Source organism: Rhodopseudomonas palustris, assembly GCF_003226555.1.
GTDB classification, from domain to species: Bacteria; Pseudomonadota; Alphaproteobacteria; order Rhizobiales; family Xanthobacteraceae; genus Rhodopseudomonas; species Rhodopseudomonas palustris_I.
On record NZ_QKQS01000023.1, the window covers coordinates 1,210,527 to 1,226,731 of the forward strand.

The 16,205-nt window shown below is 61.1% G+C and carries 15 protein-coding genes and 1 tRNA gene; 7 read left to right on the forward strand and 9 right to left on the reverse strand.

The window, feature by feature from the left end; translation table 11 throughout:
- Positions 1-3: 3 nt before the first annotated feature.
- On the reverse strand, positions 4-849 hold the full coding sequence (dapD, locus tag DNX69_RS18140; protein WP_110787695.1) for a 2,3,4,5-tetrahydropyridine-2,6-dicarboxylate N-succinyltransferase: 846 nt from the start codon (positions 847-849) through the stop codon (positions 4-6).
- A gap of 312 nt (positions 850-1,161) precedes the next feature.
- Here dapD and DNX69_RS18145 point away from each other — a divergent pair, with 312 nt between their 5' ends.
- Positions 1,162-1,461, forward strand: a complete 300-nt coding sequence (locus DNX69_RS18145) for a GIY-YIG nuclease family protein (protein WP_110787314.1) — start codon at positions 1,162-1,164, stop codon at positions 1,459-1,461.
- 70 nt (positions 1,462-1,531) lie between these two features.
- Here the strand turns inward: DNX69_RS18145 and DNX69_RS18150 are convergent, their stop codons facing one another.
- The 8 genes from DNX69_RS18150 to rpmH all read right to left on the reverse strand — a co-directional run bounded on the left by DNX69_RS18150 (position 1,532) and on the right by rpmH (position 8,000).
- Positions 1,532-2,233: a pyrimidine 5'-nucleotidase gene (locus DNX69_RS18150; protein WP_110787315.1), complete on the reverse strand. Its 702-nt coding sequence runs from the start codon at positions 2,231-2,233 to the stop codon at positions 1,532-1,534.
- A complete protein-coding gene (locus tag DNX69_RS18155; protein ID WP_110787316.1) occupies positions 2,230-3,228 on the reverse strand; it encodes a DUF1036 domain-containing protein in 999 nt (332 codons plus the stop codon). The genes DNX69_RS18150 and DNX69_RS18155 overlap by 4 nt, the downstream gene beginning before the upstream one ends.
- A 221-nt stretch (positions 3,229-3,449) precedes the next feature.
- Complete coding sequence (gene argB, locus DNX69_RS18160) at positions 3,450-4,346, reverse strand: acetylglutamate kinase (RefSeq protein ID WP_110787317.1); 897 nt, start codon at positions 4,344-4,346, stop codon at positions 3,450-3,452.
- Positions 4,347-4,459: 113 nt separating this feature from the next.
- The gene (locus DNX69_RS18165) at positions 4,460-4,834 is read right to left on the reverse strand and encodes a DUF423 domain-containing protein (RefSeq protein ID WP_110787318.1); all 375 of its coding nucleotides are present in this window, start codon (positions 4,832-4,834) and stop codon (positions 4,460-4,462) included.
- On the reverse strand, positions 4,834-5,484 hold the full coding sequence (yihA, locus tag DNX69_RS18170) for a ribosome biogenesis GTP-binding protein YihA/YsxC (protein ID WP_110787319.1): 651 nt from the start codon (positions 5,482-5,484) through the stop codon (positions 4,834-4,836). Before yihA ends, DNX69_RS18165 begins: the two co-directional genes overlap by 1 nt.
- Positions 5,485-5,621: 137 nt before the next feature.
- Positions 5,622-7,484, reverse strand: a complete 1,863-nt coding sequence (yidC, locus tag DNX69_RS18175) for a membrane protein insertase YidC (protein WP_110787320.1) — start codon at positions 7,482-7,484, stop codon at positions 5,622-5,624.
- A gap of 16 nt (positions 7,485-7,500) precedes the next feature.
- Positions 7,501-7,842, reverse strand: a complete 342-nt coding sequence (gene rnpA, locus DNX69_RS18180; protein WP_110787321.1) for a ribonuclease P protein component — start codon at positions 7,840-7,842, stop codon at positions 7,501-7,503.
- A gap of 23 nt (positions 7,843-7,865) precedes the next feature.
- Entirely contained in the window at positions 7,866-8,000 is a 135-nt protein-coding gene (rpmH, locus tag DNX69_RS18185) for a 50S ribosomal protein L34 (protein ID WP_006609582.1), read from the reverse strand.
- 377 nt (positions 8,001-8,377) lie between these two features.
- Between rpmH and DNX69_RS18190 the strand changes: the two genes are divergently transcribed.
- From DNX69_RS18190 to DNX69_RS18215, 6 genes are all read left to right on the forward strand, one after another.
- Positions 8,378-9,856: a sensor histidine kinase gene (locus tag DNX69_RS18190; protein ID WP_110787696.1), complete on the forward strand. Its 1,479-nt coding sequence runs from the start codon at positions 8,378-8,380 to the stop codon at positions 9,854-9,856.
- Between the two features lie 325 nt (positions 9,857-10,181).
- Positions 10,182-10,258 (forward strand) — tRNA-Arg (locus DNX69_RS18195).
- A 663-nt stretch (positions 10,259-10,921) separates the two neighbouring features.
- Positions 10,922-11,722 carry an FAD-dependent thymidylate synthase gene (gene thyX / locus DNX69_RS18200; RefSeq protein ID WP_349626981.1) on the forward strand — a complete coding sequence of 267 codons (801 nt, stop codon included), beginning with the start codon at positions 10,922-10,924 and terminating at the stop codon, positions 11,720-11,722.
- A 22-nt stretch (positions 11,723-11,744) separates the two neighbouring features.
- Positions 11,745-13,148: a hypothetical protein gene (locus tag DNX69_RS26110; protein WP_133256025.1), complete on the forward strand. Its 1,404-nt coding sequence runs from the start codon at positions 11,745-11,747 to the stop codon at positions 13,146-13,148.
- A gap of 94 nt (positions 13,149-13,242) precedes the next feature.
- Positions 13,243-14,157, forward strand: a complete 915-nt coding sequence (locus DNX69_RS26910) for a phosphoribosyltransferase-like protein (RefSeq protein ID WP_425327315.1) — start codon at positions 13,243-13,245, stop codon at positions 14,155-14,157.
- A 9-nt stretch (positions 14,158-14,166) separates the two neighbouring features.
- A complete protein-coding gene (locus tag DNX69_RS18215) occupies positions 14,167-16,185 on the forward strand; it encodes a hypothetical protein (RefSeq protein WP_110787325.1) in 2,019 nt (672 codons plus the stop codon).
- Positions 16,186-16,205: the final 20 nt, after the last annotated feature.

Sequence of the window (16,205 nt, forward strand, 5' to 3'; positions counted from 1 at the left end):
CGCTTAGTCCCGCAGCAATTCGTTGATCGAGGTCTTGGAGCGGGTGCGCTCGTCGACGCGCTTGACGATCACCGCGCAGGCGGTGGCCGGGCCGGGGGCGCCGTTCTTCATCGGCTTGCCGGGCAGGGTGCCGGGCACCAGCACGGCATATTCCGGCACTTCGCCGATGAAGGTCTCGCCGGTCTCGCGGTCGACGATCTTGGTCGAGGCGCCGAGAAACACGCCCATCGCCAGTACCGCGCCCTTGCGGACAATCACGCCCTCGGCGACCTCGGAGCGGGCGCCGATGAAGCAGTCGTCCTCGATGATCACCGGGCCGGCCTGCAGCGGCTCCAGCACGCCGCCGATGCCGGCGCCGCCGGAGATGTGCACGCGCTTGCCTATCTGCGCGCAGGAGCCGACCGTGGCCCAGGTGTCGACCATCGTGCTTTCATCGACATAGGCGCCGAGATTGACGAAGGACGGCATCAGGACGGCGTTCTTGGCGATGAAGGCGGAGCGGCGCACGATCGCGCCCGGCACGGCGCGGAAGCCGGCGTCGCGGAAACGGTTCTCGCTCCAGCCCTCGAACTTCGACGGGACCTTGTCCCACCAATTGGCGCCGCCGGGGCCGCCGGCGATCACGCCCATGTCGTTGAGGCGGAACGACAGCAGCACCGCCTTCTTCAGCCACTGATTGACCGTCCAGGCGCCGGAGGCGTCGCGCTGCGCCACCCGCACCTTGCCCTGGTCGAGCAGATCGAGCGCATCGTTGACCGCCTCCCGAACCTCACCCTGGGTCGCAGGGGTGACGGTGTCGCGCGCGTCGAAAGCGGCGTTGATGGTGGATTCCAGGGCAGTGAGCGGCATCGACGGATCCTTGGCGTGTGTCGGAAAAGCGTTGCGTGTCAACGCGGACGTTGACGCTTTGTCCGGATTCGCCGCTGCGGAGTCAAGGCGCCGCCTGGTCCCCACGTCGGCATCAGGCTTGTCCGGGGGATGCAGTAATTCCGGGGCGGTGGATGGAAGATCGCGAGCGCTCTGCGATACTGGTTCGCCCGCATGCGCGGGCGATGACGGTTGTGGATGTGGTGGCGCCAGCTTCGATTCTCCCGCGTCATCGCCCGGCTCGTCCGGGCGATCTAGTATCCTAGAGCGTTGGACCCTCGGGGGAGGCCGCCGATGCCGCGGCAGTTCTACGTCTATATCCTGGCCAGCCGGATAGGCGGGACGATCTACGTCGGCGTCACCAACGACCTCGTCCGTCGCGTCGCCGAACACAAGTCCAAGGAGGTCGAGGGTTTCACGCTGCGCTACGGCGTCGATCGGCTGGTGTATTTCGAAGTGTTCGACGATATCGAGAATGCGATCCGGCGCGAGAAGCGGCTGAAGAAATGGCCGCGGGAGTGGAAGGTCAGGCTGATCGAACAGCACAATCCGGATTGGAATGATCTGTACCCGGAGATCGCCGGCCCGCCCTAAGCGGCACTCTGGAATACTGGTTCGCCCGCCTGCGCGGGCGATGACGTCGTGATTGGGGAGGCGCGGTGCCTTACTTCGCGGCGCTCAGCGTCTTTAAAAATCCCGTCAGATCATCGGTGACGTGGTCGACATGGGCGGCGTCGCGGCCTTCGAGTTCCCAGTCTTCGCGCACCACTTCCTGGCTGCCGTCGGGCACCACCAGGACGGTGGTCATGCCGAGCTGGTGCGGCACGGTCAGGTTGCGGGCGAGGTCTTCGAACATCGCGGCGCGGGCGGGGTCGACGCCGTGGCGGTCGAGGAAGCGGCGGTAGGTCTGCGGCGCCGGCTTCGGCTCCAGCTCGGCGGCAATGATGTCGAACACCGCTTCGAAATGGTGACCGATCCCGAGCCGCTCCAGCACCTTGCCGGCGTGCGCGACAGAGCCGTTGGTGAGGATCAGCTTGCGCCCCGGAAGCCGCTGGATCGCATCGCCCATCGCCGGGTTCGGCAGGAGCGGCGAATGGTCGATGGCGTGGACATAAGCGAGGTAATCGTCGGCGTGGACGCCGTGCTCGGTCATCATCCCGCGCATCGTGGTACCGTAGCGCTTGTAGTAATCCTTCTGGATCCGGAACGCTTCCTCCGGCGACACTTTCAGCCATTCGGCAACGAAGTCGCGGATCCGCGCATCGACCTGCTGCCACAGATTGAGGTGATGCGGATAGAGCGTGTTGTCGAGGTCGAACACCCAGGTCTCGACCTGGTCGAATCCGCGTTTGCCGAGCTGCATCATGGTGCCGAGAACCTCAGGGTCTTGCCGCCGGAAAGATCGACCGTGGCAAAGCCGGTGGCGGCAAGGCCGCGCCCGGCGCAGTCGCCCTGTTCGCCGATCTCGAATTTGCTGTCGCGGGTGCACAGTGTGGTGCCGCCGCCCCAATTCAGCGCGCGGCCCTTGATGCTGACCGGCCGGCCGCTGCCGTCGACCGCCTCGGCGAAGCTGAACACCCGCTTCGGCTGTGCGCCGAGGTCGGGGCGCAGGCACTCGCCGGGCGCGACGCCGTACCAGCCGCGGCTGGTGATGGTCTTGCCGTCGTCCTCGCCGACCGCCGCCATGATCTTGTACTTGGTGTCGTTGCACCAGGTCAGGCCGCTTCCGGTCGGCTGCTGCACGGCCTTGATCATCACGTCGAAAAAATCCGGCGCATCGACGATTTCCGGCTTCAGTCCGCGACTCTTGAGAAATGCGGCCAGCGCCGCCTGCGTCTTCGGGCCGTCGACGCCGTCGATCGGCGAAGCGTCGTAACCGGCGATCAGCAGCAGCCGCTGGATCGCGGCGAGCTTGGCCTGCTCGTCGTCGTAGCCGGAATCCTCCGCCAGATATGCGATCTTGTTGCCGTCCTCGGTGTCGGTCGGCTTGATCTCGGTGAAGGAGGCCAGCGTCTGGCTGCCGCGGCATTGCCGCGCGGCGGCGATGACGAAATTGTCCTCGGCGACGCACAGCCGGTCGGTGCCGTTCTGCGGCAGCGGTGAGGCGCCGTACAGCGGCAGCACCCGGGCGTTCAGCATGATCTTGTCGGCGTTGAGCGCGCCCTGCACCACGACGCGGCATTGCGCCGGATCGATCCGCAGCCAGCCGCGCGTGGCCGTGGCGCCGCTCGAATCCACCCCGATCGCCGCCTCGACCACGTAGCTCATGCGGTTGCAGAGCTTGAGATCGGCGTGGGCGGCGGAGGTGATCGTGAGCAAGGTCAGGATAGTCAGCTTGGCCCGCCACGCGCACCACCTCATGGTGAGGAGGCGCGCGCAGCGCGCCGTCTCGAACCATGTTGCCGCGCGGCCATCCTTCGAGACGACTGGCTTCGCCCTTCGGACGCAGCCAGTCTCCTCAGGATGAGGGCTATGGTAGTGGATAGACTGTCGAACGAGTAGCAGAGGGTGCGCCGCGCCGAGCCCCTTCGTCAGGCCGGGACGAGCCCGGCCATGACGGGTCTGATCGTTAGCGCCTCGCATCACTTGTGGATCAGCGTGCCGGTGCCCTGGTTGGTGAACAGTTCGAGCAGCACGGCGTGCGGTACCTTGCCGTCGAGAATGACGACGCCTTCGACGCCCTGTTCGAGCGCGTAGATGCAGGTCTCGACCTTGGGGATCATGCCGCCCGAGATGGTGCCGTCGGCGATCAGCTTGCGGGCGTCCTTGATCGACAGTTCGGGGATCAGCTTCTTGTTCTGATCGAGCACGCCCGGGACGTCGGTGAGCAACAGTAGGCGCTTGGCTTTCAGCGCGCCGGCGACGGCACCTGCGAAGGTGTCGGCATTGACGTTGAAGGTCTGGCCGCTCGACGAGGTCGCCAGCGGCGCCAGCACCGGGATCAGCTCGTGGCCGATCAGCTGGTTGAGCAGGGTGAGGTCGACCTTCTCGGGTTCGCCGACGAAGCCGAGATCGATCACTTCCTCGATCCGCGAATCCGGATCGACCATGGTGCGCGTCGCCTTGGTGGCCGACACCATGTTGCCGTCCTTGCCGCACAGGCCGACCGCCTTGCCGCCGGCCTCGTTGATGTAGCCGACGAGCTGCTTGTTGATCGAGCCGGCCAGCACCATCTCGACGATCTCGATGGTGGCGGCGTCGGTGATGCGCAGGCCGGCGGCGAATTCCGATTTGATGCCGAGGCGCTTGAGCATCTGCGCGATCTGCGGGCCGCCGCCGTGCACCACGACCGGGTTCACCGCGGTCTGCTCCAAGAGCACGATGTCGCGGGCGAACGCCTTGGCGGTGTCCTCGGCGCCCATGGCGTGGCCGCCGTATTTGATGACGATGGTTTCCTCGTCGTAGCGCTGCATATGCGGCAGCGCTTCGGACAGAATCCGGGCCTGATCGAGCGGGCTGATGACGGGCGCGTCGGTCATGAAGCGGTCTTTCGAGCTGAAGGGACGGTCTGAACGGGCAATTCCGAGGCCGGTGCGGCGGGACAGATCGCTAGCACTTCGGCGCGGCCGATCCTAGAGGCCGCGAATGCGGGTCAGGACCCGCGCCGCGGCCACAGCGCGGCGACGGTGAGCAGCAGCCAGCTGCCGATCAGAATCGAGCCGCCGGTCGGTGCCGCCATCGGAAACAGGCCGTGGCCGGCGAATTGCCGCAGCGTCAGGTCGCCGGCGAACAACGCCGTGCCGAACACGAAGCCGAAGATCGCCGCCAGTCCCGGAATCCGGTGGGCGATGCCGCGCTCCACCAGCATCACCACCGCGGCGATCGCGCAGGCGTGAAACAGCGCCATCGACGAAGCCGGGCCGAGCCGTCCGGCATCCGGCACATGGGCGGCGGCGGCGGCGAGCGCCACGCCGGCGGCCCCGTACAGGCCGGCGATCGCAATCAGGAGGCGGAGGGCGGCGGTCATCAGCGGCGCTCGTCGAGCAGGCGGATCATGGCGGCGCGCAGTTCCGGCATCCCGTCGCCGGTGCGCGAGGAGGTGGTGAGCACCTCGGGGAACGCGGCCGGATGCCTGGCCAGCGCCGCGACGGTCGCGGTCACCCGCTCGGCGAGCTCGGCGGCTTTGACCTGGTCGGCCTTGGTCAGAACGATCTGGTAGCTGACGGCGGCCTTGTCGAGCGTCTTCAGGATGTCGAGGTCGACGTCCTTCAGCCCATGGCGGCCGTCGATCAGCACATAGACACGGGCCAGCGTGGCGCGGCCCTGCAGGAAATGGTGGATCAGCGAGGTCCAGGACGCGACCTTGGCCTTGGAGGCGGCGGCGTAGCCGTAGCCCGGCATGTCGACCAGCCGCAGCCCGGCATTGGGCGGACCTTCGAAGAAGATCAGCTCCTGGGTGCGGCCCGGCGTGTGCGAGGTTCGGGCCAGCGCGTTGCGCCCGGTCAGCGCGTTGATCAGGCTGGACTTGCCGACATTGGAGCGGCCCGCGAAGGCGATTTCGACGCTGCCCATCGGCGGCAGCGTCTCGATCGACGGCGACGCCCAGATGAAATGCCAGTCACCGGCGAACATCTTGCGGCCGCGTTCGATCAGGTCGGCATCGATGGCGTCGGTCATGCGGCGTCCGGGCTAGCAACAAATAACGAGGTCATTCCGGGCGCCGCGCAGCCGCGAGCCCGGAGTCTCTTTTCACGCCGAAGCTCAGGATTCCGGGCTCGCGAGCTGACGCTCGCGCCCCGGAATGACCTCGAGGGTCAGGTCGACTTTTTCTTCTTCGCGAAGCTCGATCTCAGATTGTCCCAGAGCTCCACCCTGACGCCGTTGCGCTGCATGATGAAGGCCTGCTGCGCCACCGAGAGGGTGTTGTTCCAGGCCCAGTAGATCACCAGACCGGCCGGGAAGTGCGCCAGCATGAAGGTGAAGATCACCGGCATCCAGGCGAAGATCATCTGCTGGGTCGGATCCGGCGGCTGCGGGTTCAGCTTCATCTGGAACCACATCGTGAAGCCCATCACCAGCGGCCAGGCGCCGAGCACCAGATAGTGGCCGAGCACCGGGATCGCGGTCGGATCGTAGGGGATCAGGCCGAACAGGTTGAAGATGTTGGTCGGGTCCGGCGCCGACAGGTCGTGAATCCAGCCGAAGAACGGCGCGTGCCGCATTTCGATGGTGACGAACAGCACCTTGTACAGCGAGAAGAACACCGGGATCTGCAGCAGGATCGGAAGACATCCGGCGACCGGATTGATCTTCTCCTTGCGGTAGATCTCCATCATCTCCTGCTGCTGCTTCACCTTGTCGTCGGGGTGACGCTCCTTGAGCGCGGCGAGCTGCGGCTGGATCGCCTTCATCTTCGCCATCGAGGCGTAGGACTTGTTGGCGAGCGGCAGGAACAACAGCTTGACCAGCACCGTCACCAGCAAAATGGCGACGCCGAAATTCCCCACCATGTGGAAGAAGAAGTCGAGCGCCAGGAACATCGGCTTGGTGATGAAGTAGAACCAGCCCCAGTCGATCAACAGGTCGAAGTGGTTCAGCCCGAGCTGGCGGTCGTAACCGCCGAGCCCAGCGAACGGAAAGTTGATGCCGACAACGCGCGCTTCCTTGGCGCCGGCGAACAGCCGGGCGTTGGCGGTGGCGGTGCCGCCGATCGGGATGACGCGGGCGTCTTCGAGATAGTCGGTCTGGTAAGTGGTGACTTTGCCGGTCTGGCTCGCCGAAAACCGCGCCTGGAGCTGCGCGTTGGTGTCGGGCAGCAGCGCCGAAGCCCAGTATTTGTCGGTGATGCCGAGCCAGCCGTTGGTAGCCTTGAGGCTCACCGATTTGGCTTCGTCGATCTTCTTGTAGGAGTATTCCTGCAGGCCGTGCTCGCCGAGATAGCCGATCAGGCCTTCGTGTAGGATGTAGTAGCCTTCGACGTGCGGGGTGCCGTGGCGCGAGATCAGCGCGAACGGATACAGCGTCACCGGGGCGCCGCCGGTGTTGGTGACGTCGTCCTTGACGGTGAACAGATAGCGGTCGTCGACGGTGATCTGGCGGCGGAAGGTCAGGCCTTCGCCATTGTCCCAAGTCAGCGTGATCGGATGAGTCGGCGTCAGCGCGCCCGAGCCTTCCTGAGTCCACACTGTGTTGTGGTCCGGCAGCTTGACGTTGGTGCCGGCGGCGCCGACCCAGCCGAACTCGGCATAATAGGGCTTGTCGCTGCCCGACGGCGAGAACAGCTCGATCGGCGGCGATTTCGGATCGACCGTCTCGCGATATTGCGTCAGCGCCAGATCGTCGATCCGGGCGCCTTTCAGCGCGATCGAGCCGGCCAGGCGCGGGGTTTCGACCTTGATCCGCGGCCCGGCGGCGAGCGCCGCTTCGCGGCTGACGGTCGGAGCGGCGGACGGCTGCGGGCTGGACGGGGCAGCGGCGTTAGGAGCGCCGGGAGTTGCCGGCGTCGCGGCCGACGGCGCGGTGCTGTCTTGGGGCTTCGCGGCCTGCTGTTGCTGCTGCTGAGCCTGCTGGGCGGCGCGCTGCTTCTCCATCTGCGGGATGTTGAAGAAGTATTGCCAGCCGAGCAGCACGAGGCCCGACAGAACGACGGCGAGAATGGTGTTGCGATTGTCGGACATCGTCGGGTCTCGTCACTCACGCAGGTTTGGGTGATCGCCGCGACAGTCGCTCGAGCGCGGAGCGCAGATCGCCGAGCATGACGGCAAAGTCGCGGCTCAGTGCCGCGCGGCGTCCGACCAGCACATAGTCGCTGTGCGGCAGCAGAAAACCGCGATCCGTCCGCTTCACCAATTCGCGCAGTCTGCGTCGAATTCGATTGCGTTCGGTCGCGGTGCCGATTTTCTTGGTTACGGTGAAGCCGACCCGGATCGGACCCTGATCTGCGCGGTGCAGGCTTTGCAGCACGAAGGCAGGGGCGTTGATCCGCAGCCCGCCGGCAACGGCGATGAAATCCGCCCGCTGCCGTAACCGCTCCATCAACAGGTTCCGGGCAAGCCCGCTCAGGCGCTCAGACGCTTGCGTCCGCGGGCGCGGCGCGCCGCCAGCACCTTGCGGCCACCGGTGGTGGCGAGACGGGCACGAAAGCCGTGACGGCGCTTGCGCACCAATTTGCTGGGTTGATAAGTCCGCTTCACGGGTCGTTCTCCGTTGCCGGGTCAGTTATTCACCGGGTCAGTTAGTCATCAGTGGTGGGTAAGCCCGGTGATGCCGGCCCACAGATGAGCCGGATGCAGCCCAAAAATGAACCGCCCCGGGCAGAGCCGGGTCATCGCGGACAGTTGGCGCGGCTTATACGGGAGCGTCCTGTTTTCGTCAATTGCGCCCGTCGCCGCTTCGGCGATGTCGAAGCCGGGCGAGGTGCTGCCGCGCGGGCGGTCCCGCGGGCGCCGTGATCACGCATGAGAAAACGGTAATTTGACCTCTTTCCGGCAAAGGAGCATCTTGACTTTAGACAATGTCGCGAATCCGGCCCGATGCGGGCGGCGGGGAGCAGGGCCGAGAGCGAGGTTCGGTGCAGAGCACGGACAGACAGCCGGAGACGCATGCTTGGCGGCGCGGCCTGGAGCCCAAGATCGGGCTGTCCGGCAAGCTGCTGCTGCTGACGATTCCGCTGATCCTGATCGCCGAAATCCTGATCTACGTACCGTCGATCGCCAACTACCGGCTGAACCGGCTGAACGACCGTCTGGCGGCCGCCAATACGGCGGCGCTGGTGCTGGACGCTTCGCCCTCGGGGCGGGTGCCGGACTCGCTGGCCAAGCAGATTCTCGACTCGATCGAAGCACGCGCGGTGGCGATCAAGATGGGGCAGCAGCGCCGGCTGCTCGCCAGCTCCGATCTGCCGACCAAGGTCGATCACGTCGTCGACATGCGCCACGTCACGCCCTGGGGGGCGATCCTGGATTCCTTCGTGGTGATGCTGGAAAGCGGTAATCCGGCGATCCGGGTGATCGGTCCGGCCGAAGGCAATGCCGAATTCATCGAAGTGGTGATCGACGCCGCGCCGCTGCGCAACGCGATGTACCGGTTCTCGTCCAATCTGCTGCTGGTGTCGCTGACCATCACCAGCCTGACCACGGCGCTGATCTATCTGGCGCTGCACTTCCTGTTCGTGCGGCCGATGCGGCGGCTGACCGCCAATATGGTGAACTTCCGCCGCGATCCGGAAAGCCCGGCCTCGATCGTGGTGCCGGGGCCGCGCGGCGACGAGATCGGCCTCGCCGAGCGCGAATTGTCGGACATGCAGCGCGATCTGGTGTCGATGCTGCATCAGAAGAGCCGGCTCGCCGCGCTCGGGCTGGCGGTATCGAAGATCAACCACGATCTGCGCAATTTGCTGGCGTCGTCGCAGCTGCTGTCCGACCAGCTCTCCAGCTTGCCGGACCCGCGGGTGCAGCGGTTCGCGCCCAAGCTGGTGCGCTCGCTGGAGCGGGCGATCGCGTTCTGCCAGTCGACGCTGTCCTACGGCCGCGCCCAGGAGGCGGCGCCGGACCGTCGCTCGATCCTGATCGAGCCGTTGGTCAACGACGTCCGCGAAACCGCCGGGCTCGCCGACGAGGCTGCGATCACCTGGGTGAGCGCGATCGAGCGCGGCCTGACCATCGACGCCGACCCCGATCAGCTGTTCCGGGTGCTGCTCAATCTGGTGCGCAACGCTGCGCAGGCGCTGGAAAGCCTGCCGCGCGGCGACGCCAATCTGCTGCAGATTCGCATCACCGGCCGCCGCGAAGGCTCGGTGACGGTGCTGGAGGTCTCCGATACCGGCCCCGGCGTCCCGCAGAAGGCGCGCGACCACCTGTTCGAGGCGTTCCACGGCTCGGTGCGGGCCGGTGGGTCGGGGCTCGGCCTTGCGATCGCGGCCGAGCTGGTACGGGCCCATGGCGGCGAGATCAACCTGGTCGAGGGCACCATCGGCGCCACCTTCCGGATCTCGATCCCCGACCGCCCAGTCGATCTGCACAGTTTGCGCAACGAACGCGCCCGCGCCTGACCCGAGTTCGTCTTCTCGGATGGAAGCGCCGGTCCATGCGGAATTTGGGGCGGTCTGCGCGGGCAGGCTGCGCCGCCGCGATCCGGAGCCGTCTCCGGGCCGACGCTTTCGCGCACTGTGCGGCCCCGCCCAGTGCTGAAGCCAACGGTTTTTCCCGGCGGGAATCGCAGCGCCGCAGGCGTCGTCGTCAATCCGTCAGAAAAGAGCTGCCGCGGCGCTTGCCAATCCGGATCGGAGCCGCTAGCTATGGCGGCCTTCGCAGCGCTTCGCCGCTGCGGAACGCCGGCGGCTCCAGGCCTCAACGCCAAGCGAGCCCGCGGCAGACGCGCCCGTAGCTCAGCTGGATAGAGCACCAGACTACGAATCTGGGGGTCAGAGGTTCGAATCCTTTCGGGCGCGCCATTAATGGATTGATCGGAAAGGCGTTTTTTATGCCTCCGAGGCCCCCTTCTAGCTTTGGCACGACGATCTTCGATCCTATACCAACTTCATACCAATCCCGTCGATCAACGCTTTTTGGCTCCAAGCGCGCTGCGTCTCTGGGGCAAAAAGCGGCCGCGGCGGGTAGCGTTGCAAAAAGTTGCTGCGGCTGAAGGCTGTGCGGCGTGACCTCCCGAATGCTGGGTGTGGCCACGAAATTACGGTCCTTCCGGCAAAAATGCCGAATCCACTTTGATGCACCACCTGTTGGTTGGCCCCGGCGCACCCACGAATTTCAGTCCTTAATGCGTTCAGGCCGAGTTGGTCCAAAGTCGGCTTTCTGCAAAACGGATCACCGCTCTCAAAGGCGCTGGACACGTGTATGGGGTGCAGGGAGTTTTGGGGCGAGGAAGCAGCGAAGCATCGGTGGATCGCTGCCGTCTCCTCGAAGGAACAACTATAAAGAGTTTAACGCCTAGACTAAACTCTTGCGGGGGGCGAACCTTGTCAATCTCACCAGAAAATCAATCGGAAATCGAGTCAGCTAGATCGCGTCTATACGAAACGCGACGGCCGACTGTTCCAGCTTTAGAAGCGGTACTCCAAAACGCTTACCCAGTACTGGACCACGGGTTTGTCCGGGTCGTGGACTATATGGGAGACGACGCCGCAATCGTTCAGGCCGCACGCGTATCATATGGGAAGGGCACCAAGCGCGTGAACGAAGATGCAGGACTCATTCGCTATCTGCTTCAGCACCAGCACTCGACGCCATTCGAGATGGCGGAGATCAAATTTCACATAAAGCTGCCGATCTTTGTTGCTCGGCAATGGATCAGGCACCGGACGGCCAACGTAAACGAATACTCGGCGCGTTACTCAGTCCTAGATAATGAGTTCTATATTCCAGATTTAGGCGACTTGGCGGCGCAGTCAGCCTCTAATCGCCAAGGTCGGGGCGATCTACTCAACACAGATGCCGCAGACAAGGTGCTCTCAATCTTAAAGACTGAGGCCGCTCGCGCCTACGAAAACTACCTGTGGTTACTCGGAGAGCATGAGTTGGCCGATGCGGCCAAGTTGGAAGTTGGTCTTGCGAGAGAGTTGGCCAGAATCAGTCTTCCACTTAGCGTTTATACTCAATGGTACTGGAAGATTGACTTACACAACTTGTTGCATTTCCTAAAACTGCGAGCCGATCCACACGCACAGAAGGAAATACGAGACTATGCAAAGGTCATTGCGGAGATCGTCCGGCTCTGGGTTCCTTCAGTATTTGACGCATTCATTGACTTCAAGCGCGATGCAATCGTCCTCTCCGCGCCAGCCGTAGCCGTACTAAAGCGGATGTTGTCGGGCGAAGCGGTTCGTCGCGAAGACAGCGGCTTATCGAGACGCGATTGGGATCAGCTATTAAGCGCTTTCGATCTGCCGACGCAGGAATAGCTAATCGAGGCCAATAACTACGATGAAGGTCGACCTCTCTGCGAACAAACGGTCAGCTCGGCAACCTGCGGCGCCTGGTCGGTTGAGCTCCTCGGTGGCGCGTGCGCAGGCCGCGGGCTCACAGTCGCCGCGGGCATTCCCCGTCGACACATCCGCGGTTTTAGCTCGTTTCTTCGAAGCCTACTCCGAACACGGCAAGCCAATATCCGTTTCATTTCGCGGTCTCGTGAGCTGGATTAGGCCCGGCGAGCGAGCGACCCACTACATCCATCCATATCCTGCAAAGCTCCTGCCGCAGATCGCACACTTCTTTTTGGCCGCGAATGCATTTGTGAAAGCAGACGATGCAGTTCTGGATCCATTTGGCGGAAGCGGCACAGTGGCACTCGAAACAGTCTTGTCTGGACGATCGGCCATCTGCGCTGATGTTAATCCCTTGGCTCAACTGATTGCTCAAGCGAAAACTACACCCGTATGTGACAACAGATTGCACGCGCTCTATGAAGCCGTCTCTCGACGGGCCGATCGCTACAAGACCTTCGAAGAGCCGGATGTAGTCAATCTCAAGCTGTGGTACACACCGGCCGCAATCCGCGACCTAAGCAGAATAAGACGCGCTATCGACTCCGAGTCGGACTCGCCGGAGAAGACCGTATTGCTAACAACGTTTTCGGCGGTTGCGAGGAAGGTGAGCAGAGCTGACCCGCGATTTTCCGTCCCTGTTCGAACGAACAAGCGGCACAAAGCCAACGTCAAACGTCCGAGAATAAGCGTCAAGAGGGCGTTTGAGGAGCAGTATCTTGCAAATGCCAAACGGCTCCGACGACTATCTGAGTTTGGTAGTGAAATCGGGTCTGCCCAATGTGAAATTGCTGATGCAAAATCTCTCGGTTGCATCCCCGACGAGTCCGTCGGCCTGGTGATAACATCGCCACCTTACGCAGGTGCGCAGAAGTATGTTCGTGCATCCAGTCTAAGCCTGGGATGGCTCGGGCTCGTCGCGAGTAGTCGCCTGCGTGCATTGGAGGACGACACGATTGGTCGGGAGCATTTCAATAGAGCTGCGATTCTCAAAGAGGAGCCGATTGGCATCGTCGATGCTGACGAGTTGATCGCGAGGATATCCGCTAAGAATTCCACCCGCGCGACAATAGTCCGGACCTACTTGAATGAGATGAAGTCCGTCGTTGCGCAGCTGAAGAGAATCTTGCGTCCCGGAGGTCATGTCGTCCTGGTAATTGGTGACAATTGTGTTTGCGGCGAGGTCTTTCCGTCTTCCTCTTTTCTCCGCGAAATATTCGAAGCGTCGGGATTTTTGACGAGACTCGAATTGACCGATGCAATTCATACTCGAGGCCTGATGACAAAACGCGCCGCAACGGCATCCATGATCAGTAAAGAACACATTTTCGTATTTCAAAAGTGAAATCATGACGCGGATCAGTAGCCTGAAGTCTGCCTTTGACGAGGATGATATCCCTCTTAAGGAAAGCTGCCTCGACACCTTGCGAAGGCGAATAATGGTCCTTAACGAGTGGGCTTGGGAAAACCGTGCCCAATGGGAAGTCGTCAGCGCATGGCTGGATAATTTCGATGGTCGAAGCGGCCTTAGCGTGGAAGAAGAAAGGCTGTGCGCTCTCTATATACTTTCGCAGTTTCTCTACTTTGGAAGTCTGGAAATTCGGGTTCTACTCCGTGCTCTATTCCGAGACCTCGTCCTTCTCCCTACGATACAAAGCTCTCGCGCGGCTCTCGGTGGGTCACGAGATGCAAATCTGATCTTGGGTGAAGTTTCACTACGTATTGACAGAACCCGTTTCTTGGGTGTGGGTAATCCATCAGAAAGCGGCGTTCATCTGCTTTACTACTTTCGTCAGGAGAACAGTCTTCGGAAGACGCATTTCTTGGACTCAGCCCAGATATTTATGACCGATGGGGGTGGTCAGCGCGTGTTGCGATACCCCGATGTGGATCGATACATTTTTGTAGATGACGTCTGCGGGTCAGGGGAAACCGCAGTCCGCTATAGTCAATGGTTAGGGGAGCTAAAGGCACTCAAGCCGAGCGTCGAGCTTCATTATCTCGCTCTCTTCGCTACCGAAGTTGGCCTAGATCGCGTTAGACGGTCTAGCATCTTCGAACACAATTCGGCTGCGGTATTTGAATTGGATGGCTCGTACAAGTCCATGTCCGCCAGGTCTCGCTATCTACGCGTTGTCCCTACAGATATCTCCCCTGCCAATGTTCAATTAGTAGCCAATACTTATGGAATGCTGGTTTGTCCTTCGGATCCCCTTGGGTATGAGGATAGTCAGTTGCTTCTCGGGTTTCATCACAACACGCCCGACAATACCCTTCCGATTATCTGGAGAGATCGTGAAAATGGCTCCCCAATCACGTGGCGAGCTGCTTTCAGGCGTTATCCAAAGCTCTGAGTATAGAACATGAAGGTTGATCTCGATCAGAACCCATTTGAGTCTCTCCGCGCATCCGACTATTCGGACGCTGAGGTTATCGAGTATTGGGTTGATATTTCGGCGCAGCAGGGCGGCTTGCTGAACATCCTTAAGCCTAGGCTAGTAATGCCAATGCTGTTGTTGGGCTCTAAGGGCAGCGGAAAAACGCACCTAATGCGCTATTGCTCCGCCTCTGTTCAGGCAACGCTTAACGGCGGCGACCTTTCGAAGGCTGTCACTGCTGGCGGATACATAGGAATTTATATCCGCACAGAGGGGTTGAACATCCATAAGTTCGCAGACAAGGGGCAAGACCTCGAGAGCTGGAGTAGTGTATTCGGCATGTACTTTGAGCTTTGGCTCATAAGTAACTTATTACAAACATGCGCAGCCCTGTTGCCGACGGACGATCAAGAATTTGAAGCGGCTTTCAGTCAGCGAGTTGCCGCGCTCTTCGACGCAGAAGTTGGCGATCACTTTTGCTCCGTAAGCTCGTTCGCGTCATACATTTCAAAAGCTCAAAGACATATAGACTATGTTGTGAACAATGCCGCGCTTACTAGGAGCTTGGCGGACCTCTCAATCACATTTTCTCTTGGGCGACTCGTTTTTGGAATTCCGGAGATTCTCTCCGACCTGGTGCCAACTCTTCGAGGCGTTCTATTCGTCTACCTCATTGATGAAGCGGAAAATCTGACCGAGTGGCAGCAGCGCCTTGTAAATACTCTAATCCGATATCGGCGCGGGAATGCAACGCTGAAAATTGGAGCCCGTCTTTATGGTATTCGTACATACGAGACCCTTGGATCGGGAGAGCCTATCAAGCGCGATGCCGAATACGAGCGCATCGAGCTTGATAGTTTTTTGAGAGAGAATGATGATCAGTTTGGCGCGTTCTGTCGCGAGCTTATTGAGAAACGGCTGAAGCTCCACAATCTGCCTGCGATTCGAGGTGAAGCCATTTCTATTGACGGGTTATTCAAGAAATTGAACTCCGAGAATTACTATCAGGCCGAGACGCTGGAGATCCTGAGCACTTGGGATAAAGCCGGAAGAGAACGGCCTTACTTCTCAAAACTTCGTAAGGAGCTTGAAGAGGCGTTCGACCTGCGCGACAGTGAACTAGATGCGGTGGTGAACTGTTTCAAGTTTCACGATGTGCCGTTGATTGAGAAAGCGTTATTGCTGCTGTTCTATCGGGATTGGCCGAAATCGCGCGATCGGGTTGCGAAGGTTGCCGAACAAATCTCCCGCGAATCTGAGGCGATATTGCCAGCTCATAAAGGGAGCAAATCTCGGGCCGTCAAGCTATTAAAGCATTTTGACTCCGATTTGCTCGCCCAGTTGTTTCGCGATTGTCAAAGAAGAAGCCCGTATGCTGGCCTCGATACGTTAATACACCTATCCCAAGGTGCGCCTCGAAATCTCCTTGCAGTATTGAAGCACATATATCGACGGTCATCATTCGCCGGAGAGCGTCCATTTGCGGGGGGAGTAGTAAGTATTGAATCGCAATCTCAAGGTGTTATGGATAGCGCAGCATGGTTCTGGGAAGACGCTCAGCCAGAAAGTTACGGGACCGAGGTTAGAGAGGGGATTGAAGCATTGGCCGTTCTCTTTAGAACGATCCGATACAGCGAGCGTCCCAGTGAATGTGACCTATGTACGTTTAGCACTACGTACAGCCATCTTACGCCTCAGTCCAAGCGCGTGGTTCAGACGGCAGAAAACTGGTCATATTTGATACGAGTCAAAGTTGATGCGAAGAATCGCAACAGCCAGCAGGTGGATCCAAAGTACCAGCTAGCGCCGATGCTTGCGCCTAAGTGGGGACTGTCCTCGCATCGGAGGGGTTCAATTGAACTTAAGCCCGATTTGGCGAATGCGTTGTTTGATCATGCACTAGGCGAAGGCTTGTTGAAGGCGTTCACCCGTAGAGTGGCTGACATGCGCTTTGATGGCTTCGGAAGGAAGAGGCGGGATCAGTCTGGTCCGTCGATGCTATGACTATTACGCAATTCTCATAC